This is a genomic window from Hymenobacter miniatus (genome assembly GCF_016427455.1).
Classification (GTDB): Bacteria; Bacteroidota; Bacteroidia; order Cytophagales; family Hymenobacteraceae; genus Hymenobacter; species Hymenobacter armeniacus.
In genome coordinates this window covers 611,593-635,800 of record NZ_JAELXR010000001.1, presented here as the reverse complement: position 1 = coordinate 635,800, position 24,208 = coordinate 611,593, and the positions used below count along the sequence as shown (strand labels likewise).

Genomic DNA, 24,208 nt, shown 5'->3' with positions numbered 1-24,208 from the left:
TGTTTTCGGTAAATTGTCAGCACCCCGCGCCGGTCCAGCGCGGGACCAAAGCACGAGCTGCGGCCGGCCACGTCCTGGGCTGGCGGCGCCGGCCACTGCGCCGGGGCTCGGGTATTTCATCACTTCGCTACAACCTACAGAGATGGCCAATCGCCGCGCCTCCATTACTGACCTGGCCAAGACGCTGGGACTTTCCCCCTCCACCATTTCGCGGGCCCTGAGCGACCACGACGACGTGAGCGAGGCCACCAAGGCCCGCGTGCGCCAGCTGGCCGAAGAGCTGCACTACCAGCCCAACCAGCTGGCCGCCGCCCTGCGCCGCGGCCGCAGCAACACGCTGGGCGTGCTGGTGCCGCACATCACGGGGCACTTTTTCCCACAGGTGGTGCACGGCATCGCCACCGAAGCCGCCAAGCTGGGCTTCAACGTGATGATTTGCCAGTCGAACGAAGACTCGCGCCAGGAGCAGAAAAACATCGACCTGCTGATGAACTCGCAGGTGGAAGGCATTCTGGTGTCGCTGGCCAACACCACGCACAGCTTCGGCCACTTCGAAGCCGTGCGCCAGCAGAACATTCCGCTGGTGTTTTTCGACCGCGTGGTGGAGGATTTCAGCGGCAGCAACGTGAGCGCCGTCATGATTGACGACTACCAGGGCGCCTACCAGGTGGTGACGCACCTCATCGAGCAGGGCTGCACCCGTATTGCCCACTTCACCGGCCCGCTGCACCTCAACATCCACAAAAACCGCCACCAAGGCTACCGCGACGCCCTGCAGGCCCACGGCCTGCCCATCGACGACGAGCTCATCATGTTTTGCGAGATGAGCCAGAAGGGCGGCACCCAGGCCATGCGCCAGCTTCTGAAGCTGCCCCAGCGCCCCGACGCCGTGTTTTCGAGCAACGACTTGGCCGCCATTGGCGCCATTCAGGCGGTGAAAAGCGCCCGCCTGCGCGTGCCCAAGGACATTGCCGTGGTGGGCTTCAGCAACGAGATGTTCACGATGCTCACCGAGCCCATGCTGAGCAGCGTGGACCAGCGCTGCGAGCAAATGGGCAAAACCGCGGTGCAACTGCTGCAAAAGATGCTGAAAAGCGGCCCCAACCGTCAAGGCCCGCCTAAGCCCATTGTGCTCAAGCCCAAGCTGCTGGTGCGGGAGTCGTCGCAGCGCCGGTAATAAGGGGCGGTTAGCAGTTGGCCGTGAACAGTTAGGAGTTGAATGAAGTGTTACCAATCATCCACGGCGAACTGTTCACTGCCAACTGACAACTGCTAACTGACCTTTTGCCGTAGGAAGCCATTCGTCCCTTTCAATTGTTGAAGGGGGTAGAATTCTGCTGCTTTCGATGACGCCGACCACTGCCCCACCCCCGCCCAAGGCCACGCTGCTCACGCCCTTCACCATTGCCATTTTCCGGGCCGTCTGGATTGCGGGCATGGTGAGCAACGTGGGCACGTGGATGCAGAACGTGGCCGGCGTGTGGCTGGTCACCACCCTCACCACCTCGGCCCTGCTCGTGGCCCTCATGCAGGCCGCCACCAGCCTGCCGGCCTTTTTGCTGAGCATGCCCGCCGGCGCCATGGCCGACATGGTGGACCGTCGCAAGCTGCTGCTGTTCACGCAGGGCTTCATGGCCGTGGTGGCGTCCATTCTGGGGGTGCTCACGCTCACGGGCGGCATTTCGGCCTATGGCGTGCTCGGCTTCACCTTCTTGCTGGGCATGGGCGCGGCCCTGAACGCGCCCATCTGGCAGGCCGTGACCACGGAGCTGGTGCCCCGGCCCATCCTGCCGTTTGCCATCACCCTGAACGGCGTGAGCAACAACATTGCGCGGGCCATTGGGCCGGCCATTGGCGGGGCCATCATTGCTTACTACTCGGCCGGTTGGGTGTTTGTGCTCAACGGCGTGTCGTTTCTGGGCACCTGGGCGGTGGTGTACTTCTGGAAACGTGAACGCACCGTGACCAGCGGCCCGGCCGAGAACTTTCTGGGGGCGTTGCGGGCGGGGTGGCGCTACGTGCAGTATTCGCCGGCCATTTACGGGGTGCTGGTGCGCACGTTTGCGTTTTCGTTTGGGGCGGCGGCCATGTGGGCGCTGGTGTCGGTGGTCATTGCGCGCAAGCTGCACCTGAGCTCGGGGCACTACGGCGTGATGCTGTCGTGGCTGGGCGCGGGCGCCGTCACGGGGGCGTTCCTGATGGGCCGGGCCGGCTCGCGGCTCAACTTCAACCAACGGGTGCTGCTGGGCGTGCTCATGTTCGGCGTCACCAACCTGGCGCTGGCGCTGGTGGCCCAGATTTATGTGCTCTACGCGGTGATGTTCCTGTCCGGCATTGCCTGGCTGATGGTGATGACGAGCTTCAGCACCACCGTGCAGCTGAACGTGCCCAAATGGGTGCAGGCCCGCGTCATTAGCGTGTACATGCTGGTGTTCCAGGCGGGCTTGTCGTTGGGCAGCCTGGCGTGGGGCGAGCTGGCCGACCACCTCACGCTCCAAACTTCGCTGCTCATCGCGGCCGGCTGGATGGTGGCCAGCGCGCTGCTGGCCTTTCCCTTCCCCATGCGCTCGGCCGAAGGCCTGAACCTGGACCCCGCCGAGCACTGGCCCGACCCCGAAACCGACGGCCACATCGACCCCGACGACGGCCCGGTAGTCATCATGATTGAATACCACGTGGAGCCTGCCGACTGGCCCGCCTTCCGGGCCGCCACCGAGCAGCTGACCCGCCTGCGCCTGCGCGACGGCGCCCTGCGCGCCGGCGTGTTTGCCGACGTGGCCCACCCCACGCGCCTCACCGAGTTTTACTACGTGGCCACTTGGGGCGAGCACCAGCGCCAGCACCACCGCTTCACCAAAGAAGACCAGGCCGTGGAAGCCCGGGTGCTACAGTTGCACAGCGGCCCTACCGAGCCGCGCGTGACGCACTTCCTCGCCTTCCCCAATACGTCGAACGTGGAAATGGCCACGCCGATGCAGACGCTGGAGAGCCAGCGGTAAGGTGCCTGCTGCGTTAGGCTCGTCACGACAGATGGCTACTGGCCTTCCCGGCGCTTCTGGTCGAGCCAAGCGTTGGCGGCGCCTTCGTCGATGAAGCGGGCGTATTGGAACGAGGCATTGGGGGAAGGAATTTTTTCGGCCATTTCCGGGTCGGCTTCCACTTCGCGCAGGTGGTTGGGCAGCACCAGGAAGGCCACGTAGAGCGGGGTGCCCATTTCCCGCTGCACCTGGGGCAAGAAGGTGGTCACCACCCATTCGGGGCCGTTTTGGCGGCGGTCGGTGCGGCGGCGCGCGTCCATCAGCCAGTGGCGGCACTGGTGCTCCTGCGCGGCGCGGCGCATGGTTTCGTAGCCCTCACGCAGCTGCGCGTCGTTGATGGAGCACAGCCAGCGGCCAATCAGCAGGCACGAATCGGGCCGGTAAGCAACGTGCAGAAAAGCAGTCGAGGCAAGATCCTGATACATGAAAAAAGCGGCTCAGTTGGCGGCGGCGCGACGGCCAAAGCTACGCATCTATTCCGGCTTGCAGCTGGTCATTTGGGCGAGTGCGGCCCCTCAACATTTCCTTTGGCAGACGGCCCGGGGCTGCGCTCCCACAGCTGCTTCAGAAACTCCTGCTCGGCCAGCCAGCGGCTTTGGCGGCTCAGTATCCACTCTTCGGACGTCTGGTCTTCGGCCGTGGGCGGGGTGCGGTCGTGGGGCTTGAGGCGCTCGGCGGCAAAGGCAAGGCAGGCGCGGAAGTCCTCGGGTTCGAGCGCCGGGTGCGCGGCCAGCAGCTCGGCTTCGGTGGCGCCGCTGGCCAGCCACTCCAGCACCTGCCACACGGGGTAGCGCAGCCCGCGCACGGTGGGCTGCCCGTTGCAAATGGACGGATGAATGGTGATGCGCGGAAAGACCGGAAATTTCATGCCTCCAATGTACGAACCCGGCCTTTTTTCAGCACCATTCAGAGCAGCTCCTGCAAGTCGGCCAGCCGGTCGATGCGCGTGGGCGCTTCGGCCTCGGTGAGCTGCCCGAAGCCGTAGGTGGCGAAGATGAACGGCACGCCCGCGCCCTGGCTGGCGGCGAGGTCGCCGGGGGTGTCGCCCACGTACACGGGCGCCTGCAGGCCGTATTCGGCCACCACTTCCCGGATGTTTTCGGCCTTGGAGAGCAGTTTGGTGCCGTAGCACTGGTGCCCCTCGAAGAATTCGCCGAGCCCGCTGTGCTTAAAAAAGGCCTCCACGTAGCCCAGCTGGCAGTTGCTCACGATGAACAGCCGGTAGCCCCGGCCGCGCAGGTAGCGCAGGGCCTCGGCCAGGCCGGGGTAGGGCGTGCCGCCGTGGTCCGTGGCCGCGGCCAGCTCGTGGCGGGCACAGAGGGCGCGGTATTCGTCCAGCTTATCGGCCGGCAGCTTGGGAAAGAGGCGCTCGTACACCACGGTGTAGGGCTGGCCGGTCACGGCCTGCACCTGGGCCAGCGTCACGTCATTTTCGATGTAGTCGACGCTGTTTTTGGCGGCCTGGAACGCACGCGTAATGGCTTCTGAGGCATCCCACAGGGTGCCGTCGAGGTCGAAAATGACGCTATCGAATTGGGTGGGCATGAAATCAGTTATCAGTGAACAGTTATCAGTGAGCAGTTGGCAGCTTGGTGAACGATGCTGTTCACTGATAACTGCTCACTGATAACTGCATTTATTCATACAAATCCTGCGGGTCGGCGGCAGCCAGCTCTACCAGAAACTGGGCAATGTTGGTGGTCACGGCTTCCAGGAACGCCTGGCCTTTTTCGGCGGTGGCGGCGGCGGGGTTGCCCACGCCGGTGTCGGCGCTCACCTTGCTCCACTCGCGTTGGGCCCAGGCCCAGCCCTGGCGCAGGGCCGCGATGCGGAACTGCCGGGCGGCGCCGTCGCCGGCTTCGGCCAGGGGGCGCACCAGCTCGGGGGCGATGTGCTGCATCACGCTGGTTTCCAGCTCGTCGGCGTGGTCGCCGGGCGCGCTGAAGTACTGGTTGCGGTCGGCGGCTTTAAACCAGTTGAGCGTGCTCAGAAACACCGTCGGAAACTCGGCTTGCAGCTCGCGCAGGATTTGGCGGAAGTCGTTGCCGCCGTGGCCGTTCAGAATGACCAGTTTGGGGATGCCCTGGCGGGCCAGCACCTGCACCACGTCGCGCAGCAGCGCCAGCTGCGTGCTGGGGCTCATGTTGATGTCGAGCGTGATGTCGAGCTGGCCGGTGTTCACGCCGAAAGGCACACAGGGCAGCACCACTGCTTTGGCGCCCTGCTCCCAGGCTTTGCGGGCGGCCTCGGCGGCCACGTAGTCCGATTGGTAATTGTCGGTGGCGTAGGGCAGGTGGTAGTTGTGCGCTTCGGTGGCGCCCCAGGGCAGTACCACCACCTGGTAGGCGTTTTCCTGCACGGTTTTCCAGGTGGTTTCGGCGAGAACGTAGGGACGAGCGGGCATGGTTTTCAAGCTTGTGGTGGACAGTACACAGCCCTACCCCGGCGGCAAGGCGCCCGCAAGTTCGCCCCCAAACTACTTTTCGCCCAGATGCTCGGCCTTCCAGCGCATGGCGGTGTGCACGCGGGTGTGGCCGCTGGGGTGGTCGAAAAACAGCGCTTCTTCCAGCGGCGCGGGGTCAATCTTGCGGTATTCCGACAGCTTCATGGCGATGGTGGCGAAGCCATCGGGCTGGCGGGCGGCGTTCAGGCCAAACATGTCGGCCTCCTGCTCCTGGGTGCGAATGATGGTGTTGAACACCGGCGTGGCTAGGAAGCTGAGCACGGCTAGCAGGGCCACCGCCAGCGGCAGGCCGCCCACGTCGGCGCGGTCGGCCACGCCCCAGCGCGGGCCGTAGCGCGCCACCAGCCGCGTGAAGGCCCAGTCGAGCGCCCACAGCCCCAGCCCGATGAGCACAATGAAGAACACCAGCATTTTCTGGATGTGGTTCAGCACGTAGTGGCCCAGCTCGTGGCCCATCACGGCCTGCACCTCCTGGGGCGTGCTGCGGCGCAGCAGGTTGTCGTTGAGCGACACCCGGATGGTGCTGCCGATGCCGCTCACGTTGGCGCTGATGCGCTTGCTCTGGCGGGAAGCGTCCACGAGGTACACGTTGTCGGCGGGCACGCCGTTGGCCCGGGCCATGCGCAGGATGGCGGCGCGCACCGGGCTGGCGGGCAGCGGCGTGTATTTGTTAAACAGGGGCCTGATGAAGACCGGGCCCAGGAATATGCCAATTACCAAAAACGCGCCCACAATGCCCGTGCCCCACACCCACCAGCGGCTACCGGCACGCCGAATGGCCGCGTACAGAGCCAGAATCAGCAGGCTGCCGAATACAACGTTTAGGGCCAGGCTGGTTAGGTCTTCACTTAGCCACTGGCCAAAGCGTTGGTTGGAAAGTCCGTACTGGTGCTCGCGGAAATAGCCCTCGTACACCGCCAGCGGGAAGCTCAGCAGCCAGGCCAGCAGCAGGTAAGCGGCGGCGTAGGCCAGCGTGCGCAGAAACCGCCGCGGCAGCCGTTCCGTCCACGCCCGGAGGCGCCGCGACAACCCCAAGCCCAGAAACACGGCCGCGACGCCCACGGCATACAGCACGTCAATCAGCAAGAGCCAGTAGCCCCCCTCGAAGTACGCATCGGAGCTGGCTTTCTGGGCCGGGGTGAGGGTGCTGAGGTAGGCCTGGGTGGCGGCTTCCACGTCGAAGGCGGGCTGGGCGGTGGCCGGCGCTGGCGCCATAGCTGAGGGCTGAGCGTGGGCAGCGCCGGCCGCGGCCAACAGCAGGAAAACCAACAAAAACTTAAGGAGTGCGGACATACGAAACGGAGCAGAAAGCGGTGAGCACCACAGCGGTGTGGCGCAAGCTACTCTATTCCACCCGGCGGGCCAACCAATAACAGAGGATAGTAGAGACGCAATACCTTGCGTCTCGCCGTTGAACGTCTTGCATTGAACGGCGTGGCGCCAACGACACCCAAACGGCGCGAACGACGAGACGCAAGATATTGCGTCTCTACACCAATAAAGCCCTACTCACTCCCCCGGCCGCTCCAGCAGCACAATGGGCTGCTCGTGGTAGGTGGTGCGGGCGTATTCGCGGTAGCCAAACTTATGCGCCAGGCGCAGCGAGGGCTCGTTTTCGGGGTGAATGATGCACACGGTGCGCACCGGCCCGAAATGCTGCTGGCCCCAGGCCAGAGCGGCTTCCACGCCCTCGGTGGCGTAGCCCAGGCCGTGCACGGCGGGGTCGAGCACCCAGCCGATTTCCGGGGCCTCGCCCAGGGGCGGGTCGAGGGCGCGCTTGAGGCTGAGGAAGCCAATGGCACCCACGAAACGGCCGCTGGCCTTTTCCTCCACCGCCCAGAAACCGTAGCCCATAATGGCCCAGTGGCCGGCGCTGCGCAGCAGGAGCTTCCACACCTCCTCGGCGGGCATGGGCTCGGGCGTGAAGTAGCGGTGGTAGGCCGGCAGCCGGCTCATGGCAAACCAGCCGTCGAAGTCATCGGCGCGAAAACCGCGCAGGCGCAGGCGGCTGGTTTCCAGCACTGGCACGGCCGAGGCTATGGTGTTATGTTCAGGCATCATGATTTGGAGAAGGCTATTGGAAGGTAGAGACGCAAGATGCTGCGCCTCGTCGCTGAACGGCTCGCGTCTGTTTGGTGCGAACGAAGCCCGAACGGCGCGGACGACGAGACGCAAAATGTTGCGTCTCTACCTCGTTCTGGCTCCTGGCTGATTTCCCTGACGGCGCGGCCGCCGAGACGCGAATACGCGTCTCGGCGGCCGTTCAGGCCGGCAGCGCGAAATGTGGGTTTTGAATGACGCCCAGCAGGTTGCCGAAGGGGTCGAGCACGGCGCCGAGCAGGATGCCGCTGCCCACGTCCTGCACGGCCTCGCCGGGGTGGGCGCCCAGGCTCAGGAGGCGGTCATAGGCCGCGGCGGCGTCGGGCACGCCCCAGTAGGCGGTGGGGCCCGTGGGCCCGGCAGCTTGGCCGTCCGGCACCAGGCCCAGCTCGTAGCCGCCCACGTTGAAGCCCACATAAAAGGGCTCGTTGAAGTACGGTTCCTGCTCCAGCGCCCGGCTGTACCAAGCCGCGGCCTCAGCCAGATTTCCCACCGGATACACCACTGTGCGCAAGCCCTGAAACATCGCCAAAAAAGTTTGTTGAAGAATACGGCCGAAAGGTATCGCGCTTTGCCGATTTACGCTCCGGCCACTGCTCGGACAGGCGCGCGCAGGCCACGGTATTCATGCAAGAAGCCCCGGCGCACAACGCGCCGGGGCTTCTTTGTTTCAGTCTGATTATCGCCGCCCCTTACCAGGAGCCGCTGTTGTCGTCGCCGCTGTCGAAGCCGCCGCCGCCCGTGTCGCCGGAGGAGCTGTCGTCGTAGGAGGAATTGTCGTCCGACGAGAAGTAGTCCGACGAGTTGTCGGCGGTCGTGTTGTCGTCGGAGAAATAATCAGGGCCGGGGCTGTCGGCGGCGCCTCCGCCGTCGCGGTTCGAGAAGTAGTCGCTGGCGGCACCGGTGCCCGCGGCCCCGAGGCCTGCGCCCGCCGCCCCAGCCGCGCCGGTGTTGAAGTTGGTGTTGTCGTTATCGTTGGTGTAGTTGTGCCCCGAGGTATCGTGGCCCGAAGCCATGCGGTTGCCGAGGTAAGCACCGGCGGCCGCAGCGGCGCCGGTGGCCAGCACGCCGCCCATGCCGCCCATCATGCCGCCCCCGCCCTGGTTGGGGGCGTTGCCGTAGCCAGGGCCGCCTTGGTTGTAGCCCTGGTTGTAGTTGCCGCCCGCCGGGCCGCGGTTTGAGCCGCCCCGGTTGGGCAGGAAGTCGGGCGTAGGGCCCGAGGGGCCCGTGTTCGGGTTATTGGCGGCGGCGGCGCTGCGGTTGCGGAACATGCGCACCACAAACCACAGAATGCCCCCGATGACCAGCGCCCCAATCAGGAGCGTGCCCATGCCGGGGCCCGACGGCGCGGGCTCGGCCGGCGGGGCGGCCAGCACAGGGTCGGTGGGCGGCACCGGGGCGGGGTCCTGCGAGAGGTTGCTCGGGGTGTTGATGTCGGTGCTGGTGCCCGCGTTGCTGGAGGCGGTGCTGCCGGCTTGGCCGCGGGTGACGGCGTTGGGGTCGGCGGCGGCCATCAGGGTGTTCAGGCCGGTGCGCAGGCCCGCGAAATAGTTGCCCTGCTTAAAGCCGGGGCCCATTTGGCTGATGGCCTGCTGCGTCACGGCCGGGGTGATGCTGCTTTGCAGGCCGCTGCCCGGCTGAATGCTGATTTTTCGGTCTTTGGCGCTCACCAGCACCACCACGCCGTTGTTTTTGTCGCGTTGGCCCACGCCCCAGGCCGTGCCAATGGCCCGGGCGTAGTCGGCCACGTCGCGGCCGCCGAGGGCGGGCACGGTCACCACCACTATCTGGGTGCCGTTGTTGTCGGCGTAGCGGCGCAGGCCGCTTTCCAGCTTTTTAGCGTCGGCCGGGGCCATGAGGCTGGCCTCGTCGTTGACGAAATGAAACGGCTGGGGCCGCGGGGGCACGTCGGCGGTGCCGGTTTGGGCGGCCGCGGGCAAGCCCAGCCCGGCCGACACAAACAGGAATACGAGAAACAGTAGTTTAGCCATAGCACTGGGGGAGAAGAGTGGAAGAAGGGAATCTTCCGCCTTGTACGGCCCCGGTGCCGGTTTGGCTGTTGGGCGGGCTGGCCCTACTGCGCCACGCGCACCTTCACCACCACCTTCTTGTCTTTGTCGATGCCCTCGACCTTGATGTTGGGCCGGTGCACGTCTTGCGGGAAAAACAAGTAAATAGTGCCCGGCCGCGCTTCGTACTGCGGGCCCTCGGCCGAGTAGTTGGCTACGTCGCGGGCCTCGTCGTAGGGCTTGATGACCGTGGCCTTGTCCATGGGCACCTGCCCTATTTTCTCGGCCCCGCGCACCACGTACTGCATGTCGATGTACTTGCGGTGCGACTCCCAGTTGGTATTGGCGTACTCCTTGGTGGGGTTGTCGGTCACGGCCGCAAACACGTTGTCGGCGTCGATGGGGTATTTGCCCACGGGCAGCTCCTCCAGGTTGGTATCGCGGAAGTAGGCAAAGGCTTTGTCCCAGGCCGCCTTGTTGGCGGTGTACTGCCTGGCAAATTCCACCTTGTTCACCGATTCCTGCACGTTCAGCTTCAGCCCATTGGCCCACACCCGGCTCCGAAACCACTTGTCGGCCTTCTGGGGCGTCCAGCTGTCGGCGCTGGTTTGGGAGGCGGCGGGGCCGCTGGTGGTGCAGCCCAGCGGGGCAAGCGCCAGCGCGAAGAAGCCGTATTTCAGCAAAGCATTTTTCATGGAAGAGCGGGGCAACAAGGACCAGGGACGCGGCAAATGTAGCCCACGGCCGCTACGGTTGGGGCGGCTGCGGGGCGGCGTTTTCGGGCAGCTGCGGCTCCACGGCGCGCTCGTAGCGCAGGCGGCCGTCGGGGGCCGGGCCCGTGGCCACGAAGCCGTTGCGCAGCAGCACTTCCTGCGAGCCCGCGTTGCCGGGCTCGGTGTGGGCCACCAGGCGGCGCACCTGGCCCGTGGCCGCGGCCTGCGCCACCAGGCCGCCCACCAGCTCGGTGGCCAGGCCCTGCCGGCGCCAGTCGCTGGAAATGGAATAGCCAATTTCGGCCGTGCCCTCGGCGTCGGGCGGGCCCATGAAGCCGCCGCTGCCGATGAGGGTGCGGGGCGTGTCGCCTTCGGCTTTGCGCAGGGCATACCAGCCGTACCAGCCGGCGGCGTCGCGGCCGCCGGCCGTGAGCTGCTCCAGAAAGAACTCCATGGCCGGGCGGTCGTACTCGCCGGGCGGCCAGTCTTCGGGCAGGGCAGCGCCCAGCAACACGGGAAAATAGTGCGGCTTGTGCAGCTCGGCCGTGAGCAGGGCGCGGCTGGCGGCCAGAATGAGCAGGCGCGGCGTGTGGGTGATGAGCGGAATCATAGCCCGAGTATACGGCCCCCGGCGCGGACGCGGCCAGCCCGCCGCACCGGGCCGGGCATGCGAAGCCGGCGGGTGCCCGAAAGTATATTTGCCGGGACTGTTCGACCCGTGGGTGTGTGCCGATGCCGATAACTCTCCTTTCTACCTCCGAAGCGCTTGACCTCTACCACGATGAGGAAAACAACTGGCTGTATCTGGATTGGAAGGGCGCCCTGGAACTGGCCAACGTGCAGGAAGACTGCCAGCGCATTCTGACCTATATAAGCCAACTTGGCACCCTAAAAGCCCTCAACGACAACTCGCACATCACCCACATCAGCTGGGAGCTGCTGAAGTGGGTGGCCGAGGTGTACCTGCCGGCCACGGCCCGGGCGGGCATGGCTTGCGTGGCCTGGGTGCACAGCCAGGCCCTGGAGTGCCGCAGCGACGTGGAGCTGCTGCTGCCCGTGGCCGACAACTGCCCCCCGCAGCTGAGCATGTTCGACGACGTGGCCGCCGCCTACGCCTGGCTGCGGAGCGTGCGCCTGCCCGCCGCGCCGGTGGGGCAGCAGTAAGGCCCGCGCCGGCCTGCCCTAGCCCGCCGGGCGGTACCTTTGCGCCGATGAACCAAACGGCCCTGCCCCTGCTTTTTGAGAATACCGCTGGCCAGCTGCAGGCCGACCCGGCTGGTTTTCTGCGCGCTACCTGGGGGCCGCGCCGGCGCACCCTGGCCGAAACGCAGGCCCTGTTTAACCAGATGCTGCGCTGCCTGCAGCAGCACGGCTGGGGCCGCATCCTGATAAACCAACTCACCATGCCGCCCTTCTCGCCCACCGAGCAGCAGTGGATAGCGCAGCACTGGCTGCCACGGGCCGTCACGGAAGGCGGCTACCGTTACGGGGCCGTGGTGGTGTCGCCCGACGTGCTGGTGCGCCTGGCCACCGCCTTCGTCACGACCAGCGTGCAGGGCCTGCCCCTCACCTACCGCTCCTTCGACACCGACGCGGCGGCCACGGCCTGGCTGGCCCAGCAGCCGGCCTAGCCAACCCGCCCCGTGCCGGCCCTGCTTGCTCGCTGCTTTTTGCCGGTTGCTGCCAGCCACTCATTGGACCTGCCGCCGCGCTTGGCCCAGGTGGCGGCCGCGTGGGCTGGGCCCGGCGGCAGCGGCGGAAAGCTAGCCCGAGCCCGCGGCGCACAAACCAGCCGGGCCCTTTACCTTTAGCCCCGAGTGCGCCGGGCGCATTTTCTGCTGCTATTCTACCCTGTTGTTACCTACATGTCCGAGTTTTCCGGTGCCCGCATTCTGGCCCTTCGCAAAAGCAAGGGCTTGTCGCAAGAAGTACTGGCGGAGCAGTCGGGCGTGAGCCTGCGCACCATTCAGCGGGTGGAGCAGGGCGCCACCGTGCCGCGCGGCTACACCGTGCAGGCCCTGGCCGCCGCCCTGAGCGTGCCGCTCGAAGCCCTGCACGCCGAGCCTCCACCCCCCGCAGCCCCAACGCCCGCTGAAACCCTGCCGGGGCCGGTGCCCACCCTGGCCCAGCCCGTGAGCACTACCACCGCGCTGCCCTCCAACCCCGACTACCTGCAGCTGCTCAACCTGAGCGCCCTGAGTTTCCTGGTGCTGCCGTTGCTGAACCTGGTGGTGCCCTGGCTGCTGTGGCGCGCCCGCCGCCACACCACGGCCCACGTGGCCGAGCTGGGCCGCCGGGTGCTGGGCTTTCAGCTGCTGTGGCAGGTGGCCACTTTCTTTCTGGTGCTGCTGGCGCTGGCTGCGCAGCTGATATTGTACCGGCGCTACCACACGCCCCTGCCCGAGCTCTGGCTCACGGCCCTGATTGGCACCTACGCGGCCAACGTGGCCACCGTCGTGTACTACAGCGCGCAGCTGCGGCGGGGCAATTTCGACGTGTACCGCTACCGGCTGTAGGCGGCGGGCGCCAATTAATTCGCCTTCACTACCAGCACCTTGCCCCAAGTGGCGGCAAAATGACGGGGTAATGACGCCCGACTTTAGCAGTAGCTCCAGATACTTTTGACGCAGCTAAGCCACTCCTTTTTTCTGCGTCATGAAACCCATTTTCAAAATCCTGCTGGCCGTGCTAGCGCTGTTCGTGCTGAGCAGCATCGGCGGCTATTTCTACTTTCGCCAGCAATTTCTGCCGCCGGCCAACCAGCTGGTGGTGTCGGGGCTGCCGGCCGCCACGCCCTTCGCCTGGCTGGCCGACACCGCCGCCGGCCGGGCCATGCCGCACGCCGCCGTGCTGGTGCCCGTGCGCCTGCCCAACTGCCCGCGCACGTGCTACCTGCAGTTCGACACGGGCGCGCCCTATTCGGTGCTCTACGCCCGGCCGCTGGCGGCGCTGCAGGCCCGCTACCCGGCGCTGCGCCCGGCCCTGGCCCTGCACGGCGACACCCTGCGCGACTTCCGCTTCGGCCTCGGCCAAAGCCAGGTGCGCGCGCACTGGGTGAAGACGCGCGACCTGGGCGCCGCCGCGCTGCCCGCCGACAGCCTCGCGCCCTTCATCATCGGCACGCTGGGAGGCGACGTGTTGGAAGGCCGCGCGCTGGTGCTCGACTACGCCCGCCAGCGTTTCAGCCTGCTGCCCGCCGTGCCCGACAGCTTGGCCCAGCGCACCGACTTCGTGCCGCTGGCCTTCGACAGCCGCCGGCCGGTGTTCACGGCCGGGCTGCAAGGCGAGCCGCGCAAGCTGTTCTTCGACACGGGCACCAGCGCTTTTGCCCTGCTCACCAGCGAGGGCGAATGGCAGAAACTGGCCCGGCCCGGCGCCCCCGTGCGCACCCAGGCGACCAGCTCGTGGGGCCGGCCGCTCACGTCCTATACCGCCCCCACGGCTGCCGCCGTGCAGTTGGGCGCCGCCACGCTGCCGCTGGGCACCGTGAGCCACATGACGGGCACCAGCTTCACCCAAAATCTGCTGATGCGCTTTTCGGGCATGGGCGGCATGCTGGGCAACGAGCCCTTCAGCCAGCGCGCCGTGGTGCTCGATGTACAGGGCGGCCGTTTCGGGCTGGTGCGGCCCTGAGCCTCAGCGGCGGCTGAGGTAGTCGTTGGCGGCCACCACCTGGTAGGCGGGGTCGGTGCTGAAAATGCCGTGCAGCGAGCCCACGTGCCGCAGGCCCATGATGAGCAGCTGGCGGTGCTGGCGGGTGGCCAGTTGGGTGGTCACGACGTTGGAGTACACCTTCAGGTCGCGGTTGAAAAACACCGAGATAAACTCCGCGCCCACGTACTTGGGGTTGATGAAAGCGGCGTCGACCATGGGGTCGGGCTTGAGGGTGCCGTTGGTGACGCGGGCCGGCGTGCGGTACACCAGCGTGTGCAGGCGCTGCACGGTGGCCGGCTCGTTCATGGCCCGGTAGTACTGGCTCATGGTGGTGGCGCCGGCCAGCAGCGGCTGGTCGATGGTGCGGGCGCCGAACGCCCGCCATTCCGTGGTGGCCTGCTCGTAGAGCCCGATGTTTTGCCCTTCGCTCAGAATGCTTTGGGACGTGCCGCCGGGCGCGTTCACGCAGTGCACGCCGGGCAGGCCGAGGCGCTTGGCCAGCACAAAGCCGACCTGGTAGATTTCGTTGCGCCCGCCGGGCATGGTGTTCAGGTCCAGCTTGTCTTGCCGGTAGAGGCGGTAGAGGCTGTCGAGGCGGCCCTGTTTTTCGGGCACTTCCTCCACCAGGATGCCGTCGGGCCGGTAGCGCTGCAGCTGGTCGCACATGGCCGAAAGCTCGGCTTGGCGGCGGGGCGTGAGCACGTCGGAATTGGGGTTGTTGGCTTTGTACAGCTGGGCCAGGTGGTTGGAGCCCAACAGCAGGATGGATACGGGGGCCGAAGTGTCAGTGCCCGCAGTCGCGGATGGGGCTTTGGAAGCGGTGCAGGCCGCAAGGGCCAGGAGCAGGCTGCAGCAGCCGAATGAGAAGTGTCGGTCGAGGCGGCCGAAGAATTTCATGCGAGGCGAGAAAGGTGGTAGAAGCGACCAAAGGTAGCCGAATGCCCAACGCCGGTTGCTTGGCAGTGCGGCGGAATTTATCGCCTCGCGCCCCCGCCGCAAGCGCTGCGTTTCCGGGCGCGCAAGCGTGGCGGGGCCGGCGGTAATATCTTTAGCGCCCTTTCCACCTCCTTTTGATTCTTCTACATGCGCGGTAAGCTCGTCCTTTTCGCAGGGTTACTAATGGGCGCCAGGGCGGCCAGCGCCACTTCCATTGGCACCATTCAGGGCAGCGGCGCCAGCGCCAAAGCCGGCACCTACACCGTCGAGGCCGTGGTGACGGGCGTGTACGCGGGCCTGAACCCGGCCGGCTTCTACGTGCAGGACGACAAAGCCACCGCCGACGGCAACCCCGCCACTTCGGACGCCCTGTTTGTGGTGGCGGCCGCGCCCACCGTCCGCCTCGGCGACCGGGTGCGCATCAGCGGCACGGTGCGCGAGAATGCCGGCGCGCCCTCCTTCAACCAAGCCGTGCTGACGGAGCCGAACATCACGGTGCTGGCCTCGGGCCAGGCCCTGCCGGCGTTCGTCACCATCCGCAACGCCGACTTTTCGGCCCCCGACGCCGAGCGCTACGAGGGCATGCGCGTGCAGTTTTCAGACGCCATGACGGTGGTCGACAACTACAGCCTCAAGCAGCGCGGCGAGCTCACGCTCTCGGCCCAGGGCCTGGCCTACCAGCCCACGCAGTTCATCGACCCCAACGACGACCCCGCCACCGGCACCCACAGCAGCGGCCGCAGCAACGTGGCCGCCGTGAACGCCTACCAAACCGCCAACGAAAACAAGTGCCTCGTGCTCGACGACGGCAGCTCGGCCAACAACCCCTCGCCCACCCCCTACCTCGACCCCAACACCGGCACCGTGCGCGTGGGCAGCACCCTCACGGGCCTGCGCGGCATTCTGGGCTACGGCTTTGGCAAGTGGCGCGTGCAGCCGCTGCCGGACGAGGCCGCGCCGGTGGTGCGCACCTCGCGGCCCAAGGGCCCGCCGGTGTTTGGCAAGCTCGACCTGAAGCTGGCCAGCTTCAACGTGCTCAACTACTTCAACGGCGACGGCGAAGGTGGCGGCTTTCCCACGCCGCGCGGGGCCAAAACGGCCGCGGACTTTGCCCGGCAGCGCGCCAAAATTATTCTGGCCCTCAGCCAGATGAACGCCGACGTGGTGGGCCTCACCGAGATTGAGAATGACGGCAACGGCTCTACCTCCGCCATTCAGGACCTGGTGGACGGCCTGAACCAGGTGATGGGCAAGGGCACCTACATTTTTGTGAACGACGGCGACGCTAACCACCAGCCCAACAACACCGACCTCATTCACTGCGCCATTCTCTACAAGCCGGCGGTGCTGGCGCCGCTGGGGCCGCCGCAGCTCTTCACCGCGCCGGGCGTGTTCGAGCGCCCGCCGCTGGGCCAGATTTTCATCACCAAGCGCAAGGAGCGGCCCGATACGCTGGGCTTCGTCATCAACCACTTCAAGAGCAAGGGCAGCGGCAAGGGCGCTGACGCCGACCAGAACGACGGCCAGGGCGGCTCCAACGCCCGCCGCAAGGCCCAGGCGGCGGCGCTGGTGCAGTTCATTCAGCAGAAGATGATTCCGGCCGGGGCGGCCCGCGTGGTGAGCGCCGGCGACTACAACGCCAACTACGAGGAAGACCCCATCGACATCATGCGCGCGGCCGGGCTGGTGCCGGCCACGCCACCCACCAGCGCGTCCTACGTGTTCAAGGGCCTCACGGGCTCGCTCGACCACGCCGTGGTGACCAGCAACCTCGTGGGCTTCGTCGACGTGCAGAAGTGGCATATCAATTCGGCCGAGCCCAGCGTGCTGGAATACGCCAACGCCGGCGCGGCCACCGACATCAACACCCCCTTCCGGTCGTCGGACCACGACCCGGTGCTGATTGGGGTTAATTTCTCGGGCATCAGCTACGCGGCCACCTCGCGGCCCACCTCGCGCTTGTTTGTGTACCCCAACCCGCCGGCGGGCGAAGTGCCCTTCACCCTGGCCGATGTGCCGGCCCGCGCCGGCCGCCTCACCCTCGATTTTTCCTTGCCGCAGGGCCCGCGGCTACTTTCCCTGGCCGGCACGCCGGAGGCGCTGCAAAGCCAGCTGCGCGAATACACGGCCCACCTGGCGCCGGGCATCTACGTGCTGACGCTGCGCGGCACCAACTTTCGGCAAACCCGGCGGGTGATGAAGGAATAGGCCCGGCCCCTACTCCGCCGTGGCTTCGGCGGTGGCCTCGGTCAGCTCGGTTTGGGTTTTGCGGCCGTGGCGGCGGTCCAGCCAGTTCATGACGGGCGTGGCCAAGATGCCGTGCAGCGTGATGGACAGCAGCATGGTGAAGGCCAGCACCGCCCAGATTTGGCGGGCCTGCGGAAAATCGGCCTCGCCCAGGGCATAGGCCACGTAAAACACCGAGCCGATGCCGCGAATACCGAAAAAGGAAATCACGGCCCGCTCGGCCAGGTTGATGCGCTTGGAACGAATGAGCGTGAGCATGCCGCCCAGCGGCCGCAGCACCAGCACCAGCAGCAGGCCCAGCGCCGCGCCCTGCCAGGTGAGGGCGCGCAGCAGGCCATCGGCAATGGCGGCGCCCAGCAGCAGCAGAATCACCACGATGAACAGCCGCTCCATCTGGTCGGTGAAGGCGTGCATCTGGCGGTGGTACTCGTGCTTGCGCTCCCGGCTGCGCAGCGTGATGGCCGCAATGAACACGGCCAGAAACCCGTAGCCGTGCAGCAGCTCCGTGACGGCGTAGGACGTGAGCGTGACGGCCAGCGCCACAAACCCGTAGCCTTCGGTCTTGATGCTGACGCGCTTGGGCAGGTTGAAAATCAGGTAGGCCAGCACCCGGCCCGAGAGCCAGCCCATGAGTACGCCCGCCCCGATGCGGTAGCCCACGTCCAGCCACAGCCAGTGCAGCAGCCGCGCGCCCAGCGGCGCGGCCGCGGGCAGCAGCGCCAGCGCCAGGTACACGAAGGGAAACGCCAGGCCGTCGTTCAGGCCGGCCTCGCCGGTGAGGGCGAAGCGCACGTTGTCTTCGCGGCCTTCGCCGGGGTCGCCCACCTGCACGTCGCCGGCTAGCACGGGGTCGGTGGGCGCCAGCGCGGCCGCCAGCAGCACCGCCGAGGCCGGCGCCAGCCCCACCAGCCAGTGGCCCGCCACCGCCAGCCCGGCAATGGTGAGCACCATGAGCACGAGCACCAGCAGCAGCGGCGAGCGCCAAGCCCGAAAGGAAAACGGCCGGTCAATCTTCAGCCCCGTGCCCGTGAGGGCCACAATCACGCACAGCTCGGAGAGGTGCGTCACCAGGGCCTTGTGCTGCTGCGGGTCGGCCGCGGGCAGGTGCAGGGGCAAGCTGCACACGCCCAGCCCCAGCAGAATGTAGAGAATGGGGTACGAAAGCGGGTATTTCTCCAGCAGCGACGGCAGCCAGGCCACCCCCAAAATGGCAACCCCGAGCAGCAGCAGCGCAATGGTGTAGTAGGGCATGAGCGAAAACCGGCCGCCAGCCCCCGCAGGGACGGGGGCCGACGCCAACCGGCAAGGATGGTGCCTCCGTCATACGGCACCAGCGCCCCCAAGGCCGGGCCCGAGCTACTTCGGGGGCGCGGCGGCCGGCGTCCCGGCTCTGGCTTTGCCAGCCGCTTTCCGGGCGTTGGCCGCGTCCACGTAGGCCTTGAACAGCTCGCGCCAGTTGCGGCCGTAGGTATTCAGGCAGTCCTCGTTTTGGGTTTTATAGATTTTAAACACCGCCGATATTCCCTTCATGCTCTTAAAGTCGGTGGCTTGCTCGCGGGCCTGTTTCACCTTCCGGCCCGGGCAGGCAATGATTCGTCCGGTCTTCGGCTGCGGGCGTGCGCTTATCTTTGATTTATACATCCGCACGCCATGTCCACCGCCCTTTTTCAGGAGTTCTACCCCGCCGCAAAGCCCGGGCCCTCGGGCTTGCGCGCCACCGGCCAGTTTAAGGTGTTTGACGTGGCCGACCTCATGGTGGACTTCGGCAACCGCCCACCGATGGGCTTCGACCGCCGGCCGTTCTACAAAATCAGCCTCGTGCGCGGGCAAAGCCGCGTGGAATACGCCGACCGGGAGCTGGAGCTGAACGGGCCGGCCCTGTGGTTTGCCACCTCGCGGGTGCCCTACCGCTGGCACCCCCACAACGCCCACCAAACCGGCTACCTCTGCCTGTTCACCGACGAGTTTCTGCTGCCCGTGAAAGGCGGTGTTGTCCTGGAGGAGCTGCCCGTGTTCGGGCCCGCGGCCTGCCCGGTGCTGGAGCTGAGCGAAGACGAGTACGCCGCCATCGAAGCCATTTTTGAGAAGATGCGCCGCGAAGTCGGCTCCGGCTACACCTACAGTACCGAGCTGCTGCGCGCCTACCTGCTCGAACTGATTTACTACGGCCAGAAGCTGCGGCCCGACCTGGTGCCCCTGCCCGCGCCCACCGCCGCGGGCCGGCTGGCCGCTCAGTTTGCCGAGCTGCTGGAGCGACAGTTTCCGCTGGCGGCCCCGCGGCAGCAGCTGGCCCTGCGCACGGCCCGCGACTACGCCAACGCCCTGGCCGTGCACGTCAACCACCTCAACCGTGTGCTGAAGGAGGCCACCGGCTACACCACCACGGCCCTGCTGGCCAGCCGCACGGCCCAGGAAGCCCGGCAGCTGCTCAAGCAGTCGAGCTGGACCGTGGCCGAAATTGCCGACAGCCTGGGCTTCACCGACACGGCCCACTTCTGCCACTTTTTCAAGCGCCAAACGGGCGTGGCCCCCGGCGACTTCCGCACCGCCGCTGCGGTTTGATTTATACAGCAGATGGTTTGCGGCGCGCAACGCCGGCTTCTCCCGGCGGCCGGACCTTTGCGCAGGAATTTTCCATCACCGCAAAGCAGACCATTCTATGAAAGTTTTTGTCACGGGCGCGTCGGGCTTCGTGGGTTCGGCCGTGGTGCGCGAGCTACAGCAGGCCGGCCACCAAGTAACCGGCCTGGCCCGCTCCGATGCCGCGGCGCAAGCCATAGCGGCCGCGGGGGCCGCCGCCCTGCGCGGCGACCTCAACGACCTCGACAGCCTCAAGCGCGGCGCGGCGGCGGCCGACGGCGTTATTCACCTGGCCTTCAACCACGACTTCTCGCAGTACCAGGCCGCCGCGGCCACCGACCAGCACGCCATTGCGGCGCTGGGCGGCGTGCTGGCGGGTTCCAACCGCCCCTTGGTCGTGACCTCGGGCCTGGCCGGCTTCCCCGCCGACCACCTGGCCACCGAGGACGACGTGCCGGGCGAGTTTGCGCGCGCGTCGGAGCGGGCGGCGTTGGCCCTGGTGCCGCAGGGCGTGCGGGCCATGGTGGTGCGGCTGGCCGCGTCGGTGCACGACCGCGGCGACCACGGCTTCGTGCCCTACCTCATTCAGGTGGCGCGCCAGAAGGGCGCGGCCGCCTACATCGGCGAAGGCCTGAACCGCTGGCCGGCGGTGCATCGCCTCGACGCGGCCCGCCTGTTCCGGCTGGCCCTGGAAAATGGGCCGGCCGGTGCCCGCTACCACGGCGTGGCCGACGAAGGCATTGCCTTCCGCGACCTGGCCGCCGTCATCGGCCGCCACTTGAACGTGCCCGTGGTATCGAAATCAGCGGAAGAAGCCGCCGACCATTTCGGCTGGATGGCCCGCTTCGCCGGGCTGGACCTGTCGGCCTCCAACGCCCTCACCCAGCAGCGGCTCAATTGGCGCCCCGAACACCCCGGACTCCTGCCCGACCTCGAGCAGGGCCACTACTTCGATGCATAACAGTAGCCAAAGCGCATGTGAAACGCCCTGGAACAACCGTTCCGGGGCGTTTTGCTGTAAGAGCAAGGCGCGTGCATTAACCTGCTTTTGGCATCCTCACTCCTCCCAAAGCAACGGCCATCCTCATGCAGCAGCACGGCATGATGCTGGTGGGCCCGCCCCTATCGCCGGACTGAGGCGCGCCGCCCAGCCCGGCGATAGGGCGCAGCGCTGGCGGCTTCAGGGCTTCACCAGCACATACGTTGTGACGTAGCTGCCGGGGGCGGCCATGTTTGCCACCGTGGTGCTCTGGATGGTGTAGCCCTCGGCGTAGAGGCCGGCCAACAGCGCCTGAAACTGTTCGATTCGGGCGTGTTTGTTGGGGTCGAGCGCCGAGGTGGGCTTCACGACTTCGGTTTTGCCGGCCCCGCGCGTGACGGTGATGTGGTCGTTCAGCCCGGTGGTTTGTATCACCACCACGCTCGGCGGGGTGGCGTAGGCGGCCACCGACACCAGCACGGTGAAAATGAGACTCAGCAGAATTTTGGGCATGGCGCGGGGCGGGGAAGGAGGAGTGGAAACCAAATATACGGGCGGCGCCGCCCCGGGTGCGGGCAGAGCCAACTGTCCTCGGTTGCGGCCGGCGCCTAGCTTCTTCAGGTGCTCCGCGGCGTTGTCGTTGGCCGGATTCAACGCCGGGGAGCGGCGGTAGTTCTGGATGGCCAGCTCCCGCTCGCCGATGGCCTCGTAGGCTTCGGCCAGGCGGTTGTAGGTGTTGGCGCTGCCGAGTAGAGGCCCGCGTTCAGCTGAAACACCCCGATGGCTTCGCGCTGCTGCGCTTGCCGCAGCAAGCCCTAGCCCCAGGAGCTTACGTAGTCTTCGCTCAAAAACAACTCCGGGTACTGCAGTTGTAGAAACAGGTTCGGCCGTGGTCAATTAGTCCGATGGACAAGCCCACGTGGTCCCCAGCCGTTACGAACCGGGTGCCCAGCCGCTGCGCGGCCGTGTCGGGGTTGATGGCGGGTGCCTGCGCGGCTGCCGCAGCCGGGAGCAGCAGGGCCGGCAGATAAGCACGAAGCAAATCGCGCACCCCAACGGCTTTATTCATGCCGCAAGCTACCCCAAAAACAAACCCGCGGCTACGGCGCCTTGGGCGCCACGCGCAGCCGGAGGTATTGTTGCAGCCACATCGGGTACAGATTATACCCCACGTTGGTGAAGATAAAAAGCCCGCACCAGCCCGCCTGCCCCTGAACCGCCGCATACCCGCTGGCAAACCCGTAAAACAGCAACAACACCAAATGAAGCCGCTCCTGATGGTAGGCACCGCGCACCAACGCGGCCAGCCCGGCCCGCGAGCGCACATGCCGGTAGGCCGGGTACCGGCGCCGGATGAACCGGTTTACGAGGCCGCCGTCCGGCATTTCGATTGAAACAAAAGGCATTTCGGTTAAACGCGCAGCCCCGCCAGCCGGGACCTTTGTTGCATCAACTAATCGAACCCGTTTTCTGATGAAAGCAGTAAGAATTCATGCATTTGGCGGCCCGGAGGTGCTGCAAGTGGAAGAAGCCGCGCGCCCCGTGCCGGCGGCCGATGAAATCCTCGTCAAAGTGCACGCCAGCGGCGTCAACCCGGTGGACTGGGTGGTGCGCGAAGGCGGCAACGACGCCCTGCGGGCCTTTCTCACCCTGCCGCTCACCCTGGGCTGGGACGCGGCCGGCGTGGTGGAAGAAGTGGGCCGCGACGTCAGCGGCTTCCAAGTGGGCGATGCCGTGTACGGCGTGCCCAACTTCCCCGGCAACGGCAGCTACGCCGAGTACTGCGCGGCCAAAGCCAGCCAGTTTGCCCGCAAGCCGGACAGCCTGCGCTTCATCGAAGCGGCCGGGGTGCCGCTGGCGGGCCTCACGGCCTGGACCGGCCTCTTCGGGCACGGGCAGCTGCAAGCCGGCCAGCGCGTCCTCATTCAGGGGGCGTCGGGGGGCGTAGGCGGTTTCGCGGTGCAGTTTGCCAAGGCCAAGGGGGCCTACGTCATCGGCACGGCCTCGGCGGGCAACCTGGGCTACGTGCGGCAGCTGGGCGCCGATGAGGCCCTTGACTACCGCAGCCAGGCAGTGGAAGACTTGGTGCACGACGTGGACGTGGTGCTCGAAGCCTCGCCCCTGCGCGACAATGCCGCCCGCGCCAACATCGTGCGCGTGTTGAAGCCCGGCGGCATTTTCGTGAGCGTCAACGTCGACTTTCCCTTCGACGAGGCCATGCAGGCAGCCCTGGCCCGGCAGCAGGCCACCGGCGCGCTGGCCCCCAACCAGCCCCGGCAGGATTGGCTGCAGGAAATCGCCGAGCTCATTGACGCGGGCCGGGTGCAGGTGGTCATCAGCCGGGTGTACCCGCTGGCGCAGGTGGCCGACGCCCACCGCGAAAGCCAGACCTGGCACGTACAAGGCAAGCTGGTGCTGGAAATTGGCCCCGGCAACGAATAGCAAATCGGCATGAAGCGCTTCCGCACCATCAGCGAATTCCACGAGTTTGTGCAGCTGCCCAAGCCCCAGCATCCGCTGCTGAGCGTGGTGGACGTGGGCACCGTGCCGCACCGCTACGGCCCGGAGCCCACGAGCATGGTCTTCGATTTCTACTCCATTTCCATCAAGCGCATGCGCCATGTGCAGATGAAATACGGGCAGCATTCGTTTGATTTCAACGAAGGCGTGCTCTCGTTCATGGCGCCCAACCAAGTGTTCAGCATGGCCGTGGCCGATGATGCCGAAGAAGTCGAAAAATCGGGGTGGGTGGTGTACCTCCACCCCGATTTTCTGTGGAACACGTCGCTGGCCAAAACCATCCAGCAGTACGATTTTTGGGACTATTCGCTCAAGGAGGCGCTGTTCTTGTCGGCCAAAGAAGAGGCGGCGATTCTGAACCTCGTCTTCGCCATTGCGCAGGAATATGCCTCCACCATCGACCGGTTCAGCAAGCAGATTATCGTGTCGCACCTCGAAAGCCTGCTGCACTACGCCGACCGGTTCTACAACCGCCAGTTCCTGACCCGCGAAAAGGCCAACCACGAAGTACTCGAACGCCTCGAAACCCTGCTCCACGCGCACTTCAACAGCCCCGATTTGGTGGAGCAAGGCCTGCCCACCGTGCAGTACGTGGCCGATAGCCTGCGCCTCTCGCCCAAGTACCTCGGCAACCTGCTGCGCGTGCTCACCGGGCAAAACACCCAGCAGCACATCCACGCCGCTCTCATTGCCAAGGCCAAGGAAAAGCTTTCCACCACCACCCTCACCGTGAGCGAAATTGCCTACGGGCTGGGGTTTGAGCACCTGCAGTCGTTCAGCAAGCTGTTCAAGACCAAAACCAGCCTCTCGCCGCTGGAATTTCGGGCCTCGTTTAATTGAGCAGACGGTGCAGGCCCGCGGCCCGCGCCACCATCGCCCCACGGCTCCTGCCTCAGCTGCCCCGGCGCGCTAGCGGCTTGATGTTGGTACTGCGGTACTTCTCTGGCATCCGCTTCCGTGGATTCGAG

Annotated in this window: 27 protein-coding genes; 11 read left to right on the top strand and 16 right to left on the bottom strand. The window is 66.4% G+C overall.

Features of this window, described 5'->3' with window-relative positions; translation table 11 throughout:
• Nucleotides 1-142 precede the first annotated feature (142 nt).
• Together JAO73_RS02790 and JAO73_RS02785 are read left to right on the top strand one after the other, a co-directional pair.
• The gene (locus JAO73_RS02790; protein WP_198975628.1) at nucleotides 143-1,177 is read left to right on the top strand and encodes a LacI family DNA-binding transcriptional regulator; all 1,035 of its coding nucleotides are present in this window, start codon (nucleotides 143-145) and stop codon (nucleotides 1,175-1,177) included.
• A gap of 169 nt (nucleotides 1,178-1,346) precedes the next feature.
• Entirely contained in the window at nucleotides 1,347-2,999 is a 1,653-nt protein-coding gene (locus JAO73_RS02785; RefSeq protein ID WP_198975627.1) for an MFS transporter, read from the top strand.
• A 35-nt stretch (nucleotides 3,000-3,034) separates the two neighbouring features.
• Here the strand turns inward: JAO73_RS02785 and JAO73_RS02780 are convergent, their stop codons facing one another.
• From JAO73_RS02780 to JAO73_RS02735, 10 genes are all read right to left on the bottom strand, one after another.
• Nucleotides 3,035-3,463 (bottom strand): hypothetical protein, encoded by a 429-nt coding sequence (locus JAO73_RS02780; RefSeq protein WP_198975626.1) that lies wholly within the window; start codon nucleotides 3,461-3,463, stop codon nucleotides 3,035-3,037.
• Between the two features lie 68 nt (nucleotides 3,464-3,531).
• Nucleotides 3,532-3,906, bottom strand: a complete 375-nt coding sequence (locus JAO73_RS23315; protein WP_198975625.1) for a DUF433 domain-containing protein — start codon at nucleotides 3,904-3,906, stop codon at nucleotides 3,532-3,534.
• A 38-nt stretch (nucleotides 3,907-3,944) separates the two neighbouring features.
• On the bottom strand, nucleotides 3,945-4,583 hold the full coding sequence (locus JAO73_RS02770; protein WP_198975624.1) for an HAD family hydrolase: 639 nt from the start codon (nucleotides 4,581-4,583) through the stop codon (nucleotides 3,945-3,947).
• A 91-nt stretch (nucleotides 4,584-4,674) separates the two neighbouring features.
• Nucleotides 4,675-5,442, bottom strand: a complete 768-nt coding sequence (locus JAO73_RS02765) for a creatininase family protein (RefSeq protein ID WP_198975623.1) — start codon at nucleotides 5,440-5,442, stop codon at nucleotides 4,675-4,677.
• Nucleotides 5,443-5,514: 72 nt separating this feature from the next.
• A complete protein-coding gene (locus tag JAO73_RS02760) occupies nucleotides 5,515-6,795 on the bottom strand; it encodes a M48 family metallopeptidase (protein ID WP_198975622.1) in 1,281 nt (426 codons plus the stop codon).
• A gap of 216 nt (nucleotides 6,796-7,011) precedes the next feature.
• On the bottom strand, nucleotides 7,012-7,563 hold the full coding sequence (locus tag JAO73_RS02755) for a GNAT family N-acetyltransferase (protein ID WP_198975621.1): 552 nt from the start codon (nucleotides 7,561-7,563) through the stop codon (nucleotides 7,012-7,014).
• A gap of 202 nt (nucleotides 7,564-7,765) precedes the next feature.
• A complete protein-coding gene (locus JAO73_RS02750; protein WP_198975620.1) occupies nucleotides 7,766-8,128 on the bottom strand; it encodes a VOC family protein in 363 nt (120 codons plus the stop codon).
• Nucleotides 8,129-8,294: 166 nt separating this feature from the next.
• Entirely contained in the window at nucleotides 8,295-9,593 is a 1,299-nt protein-coding gene (locus JAO73_RS02745; RefSeq protein WP_198975619.1) for a TPM domain-containing protein, read from the bottom strand.
• Between the two features lie 83 nt (nucleotides 9,594-9,676).
• Nucleotides 9,677-10,306 carry a NanQ anomerase/TabA/YiaL family protein gene (locus JAO73_RS02740; protein ID WP_198975618.1) on the bottom strand — a complete coding sequence of 210 codons (630 nt, stop codon included), beginning with the start codon at nucleotides 10,304-10,306 and terminating at the stop codon, nucleotides 9,677-9,679.
• A gap of 52 nt (nucleotides 10,307-10,358) precedes the next feature.
• On the bottom strand, nucleotides 10,359-10,934 hold the full coding sequence (locus JAO73_RS02735; protein ID WP_198975617.1) for a GNAT family N-acetyltransferase: 576 nt from the start codon (nucleotides 10,932-10,934) through the stop codon (nucleotides 10,359-10,361).
• Between the two features lie 122 nt (nucleotides 10,935-11,056).
• Between JAO73_RS02735 and JAO73_RS02730 the strand changes: the two genes are divergently transcribed.
• The 4 genes from JAO73_RS02730 (at nucleotide 11,057) to JAO73_RS02715 (ending at nucleotide 13,957) form a co-directional block, all read left to right on the top strand.
• Nucleotides 11,057-11,488, top strand: coding sequence for a hypothetical protein (locus JAO73_RS02730; protein ID WP_198975616.1), 432 nt, complete (start codon nucleotides 11,057-11,059; stop codon nucleotides 11,486-11,488).
• Between the two features lie 47 nt (nucleotides 11,489-11,535).
• The gene (locus JAO73_RS02725; protein ID WP_190926923.1) at nucleotides 11,536-11,955 is read left to right on the top strand and encodes a hypothetical protein; all 420 of its coding nucleotides are present in this window, start codon (nucleotides 11,536-11,538) and stop codon (nucleotides 11,953-11,955) included.
• 234 nt (nucleotides 11,956-12,189) lie between these two features.
• The gene (locus JAO73_RS02720; RefSeq protein ID WP_198975615.1) at nucleotides 12,190-12,840 is read left to right on the top strand and encodes a helix-turn-helix domain-containing protein; all 651 of its coding nucleotides are present in this window, start codon (nucleotides 12,190-12,192) and stop codon (nucleotides 12,838-12,840) included.
• Nucleotides 12,841-12,979: 139 nt separating this feature from the next.
• Nucleotides 12,980-13,957: a hypothetical protein gene (locus JAO73_RS02715; RefSeq protein WP_198975614.1), complete on the top strand. Its 978-nt coding sequence runs from the start codon at nucleotides 12,980-12,982 to the stop codon at nucleotides 13,955-13,957.
• Nucleotides 13,958-13,960: 3 nt separating this feature from the next.
• On the opposite strand, the gene JAO73_RS02710 is transcribed toward JAO73_RS02715, so the two are convergent.
• Nucleotides 13,961-14,875 carry a DUF5694 domain-containing protein gene (locus JAO73_RS02710; protein ID WP_198975613.1) on the bottom strand — a complete coding sequence of 305 codons (915 nt, stop codon included), beginning with the start codon at nucleotides 14,873-14,875 and terminating at the stop codon, nucleotides 13,961-13,963.
• Nucleotides 14,876-15,097: 222 nt separating this feature from the next.
• Here JAO73_RS02710 and JAO73_RS02705 point away from each other — a divergent pair, with 222 nt between their 5' ends.
• Complete coding sequence (locus JAO73_RS02705) at nucleotides 15,098-17,122, top strand: ExeM/NucH family extracellular endonuclease (RefSeq protein WP_198975612.1); 2,025 nt, start codon at nucleotides 15,098-15,100, stop codon at nucleotides 17,120-17,122.
• Nucleotides 17,123-17,131: 9 nt separating this feature from the next.
• Here the strand turns inward: JAO73_RS02705 and JAO73_RS02700 are convergent, their stop codons facing one another.
• The gene (locus tag JAO73_RS02700) at nucleotides 17,132-18,412 is read right to left on the bottom strand and encodes a cation:proton antiporter (protein ID WP_198975611.1); all 1,281 of its coding nucleotides are present in this window, start codon (nucleotides 18,410-18,412) and stop codon (nucleotides 17,132-17,134) included.
• 105 nt (nucleotides 18,413-18,517) lie between these two features.
• Nucleotides 18,518-18,730: a DUF3826 domain-containing protein gene (locus tag JAO73_RS23190; RefSeq protein ID WP_198975610.1), complete on the bottom strand. Its 213-nt coding sequence runs from the start codon at nucleotides 18,728-18,730 to the stop codon at nucleotides 18,518-18,520.
• An 81-nt stretch (nucleotides 18,731-18,811) separates the two neighbouring features.
• Between JAO73_RS23190 and JAO73_RS02690 the strand changes: the two genes are divergently transcribed.
• Entirely contained in the window at nucleotides 18,812-19,723 is a 912-nt protein-coding gene (locus tag JAO73_RS02690; protein WP_198975609.1) for a helix-turn-helix domain-containing protein, read from the top strand.
• Between the two features lie 97 nt (nucleotides 19,724-19,820).
• A complete protein-coding gene (locus JAO73_RS02685; protein ID WP_198975608.1) occupies nucleotides 19,821-20,702 on the top strand; it encodes an SDR family oxidoreductase in 882 nt (293 codons plus the stop codon).
• 219 nt (nucleotides 20,703-20,921) lie between these two features.
• Here JAO73_RS02685 and JAO73_RS02680 read toward each other — a convergent pair whose 3' ends face one another.
• The 3 genes from JAO73_RS02680 to JAO73_RS02670 form a co-directional block, all read right to left on the bottom strand.
• Nucleotides 20,922-21,233: a hypothetical protein gene (locus JAO73_RS02680; RefSeq protein WP_198975607.1), complete on the bottom strand. Its 312-nt coding sequence runs from the start codon at nucleotides 21,231-21,233 to the stop codon at nucleotides 20,922-20,924.
• A 331-nt stretch (nucleotides 21,234-21,564) separates the two neighbouring features.
• A complete protein-coding gene (locus JAO73_RS02675; protein WP_198975606.1) occupies nucleotides 21,565-21,789 on the bottom strand; it encodes a hypothetical protein in 225 nt (74 codons plus the stop codon).
• Nucleotides 21,790-21,820: 31 nt separating this feature from the next.
• Nucleotides 21,821-22,126: a glycosyl-4,4'-diaponeurosporenoate acyltransferase CrtO family protein gene (locus JAO73_RS02670; RefSeq protein ID WP_198975605.1), complete on the bottom strand. Its 306-nt coding sequence runs from the start codon at nucleotides 22,124-22,126 to the stop codon at nucleotides 21,821-21,823.
• Nucleotides 22,127-22,193: 67 nt separating this feature from the next.
• Between JAO73_RS02670 and JAO73_RS02665 the strand changes: the two genes are divergently transcribed.
• A complete protein-coding gene (locus JAO73_RS02665) occupies nucleotides 22,194-23,162 on the top strand; it encodes an NADP-dependent oxidoreductase (protein ID WP_198975604.1) in 969 nt (322 codons plus the stop codon).
• A gap of 9 nt (nucleotides 23,163-23,171) precedes the next feature.
• Nucleotides 23,172-24,080 (top strand): helix-turn-helix domain-containing protein, encoded by a 909-nt coding sequence (locus JAO73_RS02660; protein ID WP_198975603.1) that lies wholly within the window; start codon nucleotides 23,172-23,174, stop codon nucleotides 24,078-24,080.
• The last annotated feature ends 128 nt before the right edge of the window (nucleotides 24,081-24,208 follow it).